Genomic DNA, 3,480 nt, shown 5'->3' with positions numbered 1-3,480 from the left:
GCCCGCGGGCCGACCTGAAGGTCGGCCCCTACGAGGTTGTTGTGCGATTCACGTCTTTATTCGTAGGGCGGGGATTTCAATCCCCGCCGCGCCCTGTAAAAAAACCCCGCGACCGCGGGGTGTCGTTATTGGAACAAGGGGTTTAAACCCCTTGTCTCAACAAACCCCCGCGCCGCGGGGCGTCGTTCCACGACTGCCCCTACTCCGACAGGGTCACGTCCCCGTTGGTCTTGTACCCCCGGCGCACCTTCCCCCGGACCATCAGGTCCTCGCCCACCTGCGCGTAGGTCACGTCCACCAGCCGATGGGCGTCAATCATGCGCTCGACGCCGCGGCCGCCGACCGGCCCCGGGGCCTTTACGCCGCCGATGAGCACCGGGGCGATGAAAATCACGACTTCGTCCACCAGCCCGGCCTCGAAGAGGCTGCCGGCCACCCCCCCGCCGCCCTCGACCAGGACCGTCACGATGTCCAGCTCGGCGAGCCTTTTCATCAGCCTCGTCATGTCCACGCGCACCTGGCTGCCCTGGATGACCTCCACCCGGGCCCCGGCCTCTTCCAGCGACGCGATGCGCGTCAGGCTGGCCTTGGGCGACACGGCGACGATGGTGCGCGGGTTCTGTGTGATGGTGCGGCCCCGCGTCGGCATCCGCCCCTTCGAGTCCACGATGATCTTCTGCGGGTTCCGCATGTCCGGGAAGTCCACCCGCACGTTCAGGCGGGGGTCGTCGGCCAGCACCGTGCGGATGCCGATGAGCACCGCGTCGGTGTAGTTGCGGAAATGGTGCACCATCCGCCGCGATTCGAGCCCGGTCACCCAGCGGCTGTCGCCCGTGTAGGTGGCTATCTTGCCGTCCAGGCTCGACGCCATCTTAACCGTCACGTAGGGCAGGCCCTGGGTGATGAACTTGACGTAGGGGGTGTTGAGTTTTTCGGCCTTTTTCTTCAGGCAGCCGACCTCGACCTCTATCCCCGCCGTCCGCAGCGCCTCCAGGCCCCGGCAGTGCACCTCGGGGTTGGGGTCCTCCATGGCGGCGACCACCCGCTTGATTCCGGCTTTAACGATGGAATCCACGCAGGGCGGGGTGCGGCCGTGGGTGCAGCAGGGCTCGAGGGTGGAGTAGAGGGTCGCGCCTTTGGCCTCGCCACCGGCGTTCTTCAGGGCCTCCACCTCGGCGTGGGGATCCCCGGCGCGCCGGTGCCAGCCCTCGCCCACGGTTTCCCCGTCCTTGACCACCACCGCGCCTACCAGGGGGTTGGGCAATGTGCGGCCGTAGGCCTGGGCCGCGAGCTCCAGGGCCCGCTCCATGTGGCGTCGGTCGGCGGCGGTGAAACTTGGGGACATGTCGGCTCCGCAGGGTGTCGAGTGCGCAGGATAGCAGGTGCGCCGGTGCGCGTCAAGGTGCGGCGGGGTGAGGGCTGCCGCTACCCCCTCTCCCTCTTAGGGAGCGGCGCGCCGGCGGGCTGGGGTGAGGGTCGAGGCTGGGAACGTAAACGCGGCGGGGATTTGCCGGAGGCATAGCTTGGTTCGCCGGAGGCGTAGCTCGCTTCGCTCGGTTCGCTCGGTTAAAATCCCCGCCCTACATTCAGGCGCATGACCGGGATTCAGGCGGAACTCCGCGACCCGGCCGACGCCACAATCCGGCAAAAATTGGCGGCGATGAGCTCCCCCGTCCCCCCCGACCGCTCGGGGTGGAACTGCGTTCCCCACAGCGGCCGCGCCCGGTGACGGATGACCTCTACCGCGCACCAGTCCGAGGTGGCCGAAACGTCGAAGTGCCGCGTCAGCCCCTCGTCCGCCACCACGTGCTCGAAGTGCGACTTGAAGGCGGGGAAGGCCTTTCCCAGCCCGTCCAGGAGCGCGTCCGGCCGGGAGACGCGGATTTCGGCGTCGGCCTCGAAGAACTCCTTCTTCACCACCCGGGCGCCCCAGGCGTGGGCCAGGGTCTGGTGCCCGTAGCAAATGCCCAGGAGCGGCTTTTCCGTCTCCCGGTAGAGCGCGTAGAGTATCTCGGGGGCCGGGTCGCGGGTGATGAGCTTCGTCGAGCCGGTCACCACCGCCGCGTCCTCGGCGAACCGGGGCGAGGCCAGCGCGTCCACGTGGACCGTCGCGACGCGGAAGAAGGGCTCCAGCATCGCCAGGTAAACCGGGACGCAGGGGTCGTCGGCGTCGAGGCAGGCGTTTATCAAAAGGAGCGAGGGTTTTTCGTCGGGCATGGCGCCAAGTATACGGGCCCGGCCGGCTGAGTCAACGGATTTTTACTGTCTTCCTTTCCCATTTAGAGAGAGGATCTGGGTGAGGATCGGGGCGTGTCCCCTCTCCCCTCTGGGGAGAGGGCTAGGGTGAGGGGTGCAGCGATTTCCCTTCCCTTCCAGAAAGAGGCTTGCCTACGGGTTGGGGTGAGAGACGGGCGGGTCAGGAGACCCGCCCCTACGGCTGCAGGTCGCGAATCCTATCCGTAGGGGCGACCGTCCACGGTCGCCCGCGGGCCGACCTGAACGGCGCGCCGTCGGTCGGCCCCCACGTCATCGCAATTAATGAGGCATAGGTAAGGGTGAATGAGAAAGACAAGGGGCTTAAGCCCCTTGCCTCATCCTTAGAAAAAGCTGGCAGGTGCGGATATCCACCCCTACGACCAATCGTGAAAAGGCGGAAGAAGAAAACGCTTGACTGTATGACCCGTTGGTAATATGATTGGCGGGTAAACTAAAGGGGGCGGGCGATGGTAGAAAAAACGATGGATAGCGTGGGCCTGGACCGCGCGCTGGAGCTCCTCGGCGCCCTGGCCGTCGAGACGCGCCTGAAACTCCTCGTGCGCCTGGCCCAGGGCGAGCGCTGCGTCTGCGAGCTGTGGACCGGCGTAGGCGAACAGTCCAACGTCAGCCGCCACCTGGCCCGGCTGAAGGAGCTGGGCGTCGTCGCCTGCCGCGTTGACGGCCCCCGGCGGATGTACCACATCACGGACCCCCGGGTACTGCGAGTTCTCGAAGCCCTGGACCTCGCCCCGGAGGGGCCCGATGCGGATGCCCCCCCGGCGAGGCGCGGGTGCGATGGATAGGCGCGATAAGCAATCGGTTGCGCGACGCGCGGGGAGAGCCTCGGTCACGTTCTAATCACCGTCACATTTCCACTAGGAGAGACATGAAACTCACCACACGCGGCCTGGTCATCGCCCTGGTTTTAATCGGCGTCGTCGTCGCGGCGATATTCGTCCTCAAGGACGGCGGCGACCCGGTCCGGCCGGCCGACGCCGCCGAGACGGGCCTGCCGAAAATCGTGGATTACGGCGCTAAGATGTGCATCCCCTGCAAGGAGATGGCGGTCACTCTCGAGGAGTTGAAACAGGAGTACAAGGACAGGGTCATCGTGGAAATCGTGGATGTCTACGAGAATTACGACCTGGCTGAAGCCGCCGGCGTCACCATGATCCCGACCCAGGTCTTCTACGACGCCGCCGGGAAAGAGGTCTACCGCCACGT

Annotated in this window: 4 protein-coding genes; 2 read left to right on the top strand and 2 right to left on the bottom strand. The window is 66.2% G+C overall.

Annotation, left to right across the window (positions count from 1 at the left end; all coding sequences use genetic code 11):
* Positions 1 to 199 precede the first annotated feature (199 nt).
* Both ribD and NTW26_07620 read right to left on the bottom strand, forming a co-directional pair.
* Positions 200 to 1,345, bottom strand: coding sequence for a bifunctional diaminohydroxyphosphoribosylaminopyrimidine deaminase/5-amino-6-(5-phosphoribosylamino)uracil reductase RibD (gene ribD, locus NTW26_07625; protein ID MCX7022123.1), 1,146 nt, complete (start codon positions 1,343 to 1,345; stop codon positions 200 to 202).
* Positions 1,346 to 1,605: 260 nt separating this feature from the next.
* Positions 1,606 to 2,217 carry a gamma-glutamyl-gamma-aminobutyrate hydrolase family protein gene (locus NTW26_07620; GenBank protein MCX7022122.1) on the bottom strand — a complete coding sequence of 204 codons (612 nt, stop codon included), beginning with the start codon at positions 2,215 to 2,217 and terminating at the stop codon, positions 1,606 to 1,608.
* 506 nt (positions 2,218 to 2,723) lie between these two features.
* Between NTW26_07620 and NTW26_07615 the strand changes: the two genes are divergently transcribed.
* On the top strand, positions 2,724 to 3,059 hold the full coding sequence (locus tag NTW26_07615) for a metalloregulator ArsR/SmtB family transcription factor (GenBank protein ID MCX7022121.1): 336 nt from the start codon (positions 2,724 to 2,726) through the stop codon (positions 3,057 to 3,059).
* Positions 3,060 to 3,142: 83 nt separating this feature from the next.
* The coding region (locus NTW26_07610; protein MCX7022120.1) for a thioredoxin family protein at positions 3,143 to 3,480 on the top strand (338 nt) is incomplete at its 3' end.

The organism is bacterium, from assembly GCA_026398675.1.
Lineage (GTDB): Bacteria > RBG-13-66-14 > RBG-13-66-14 > RBG-13-66-14 > RBG-13-66-14 > RBG-13-66-14.
This window is presented reverse-complemented; position numbering and strand designations above follow the sequence as displayed.

Excerpts from the sequence above, each read along its gene's own strand:
- ribD (MCX7022123.1), bottom strand. The coding sequence starts at position 1,345 with ATGTCCCCAAGTTTCACCGCCGCCGACCGACGCCACATGGAGCGGGCC.
- NTW26_07620 (MCX7022122.1), bottom strand. The coding sequence starts at position 2,217 with ATGCCCGACGAAAAACCCTCGCTCCTTTTGATAAACGCCTGCCTCGAC.
- NTW26_07615 (MCX7022121.1), top strand. The coding sequence starts at position 2,724 with ATGGTAGAAAAAACGATGGATAGCGTGGGCCTGGACCGCGCGCTGGAG.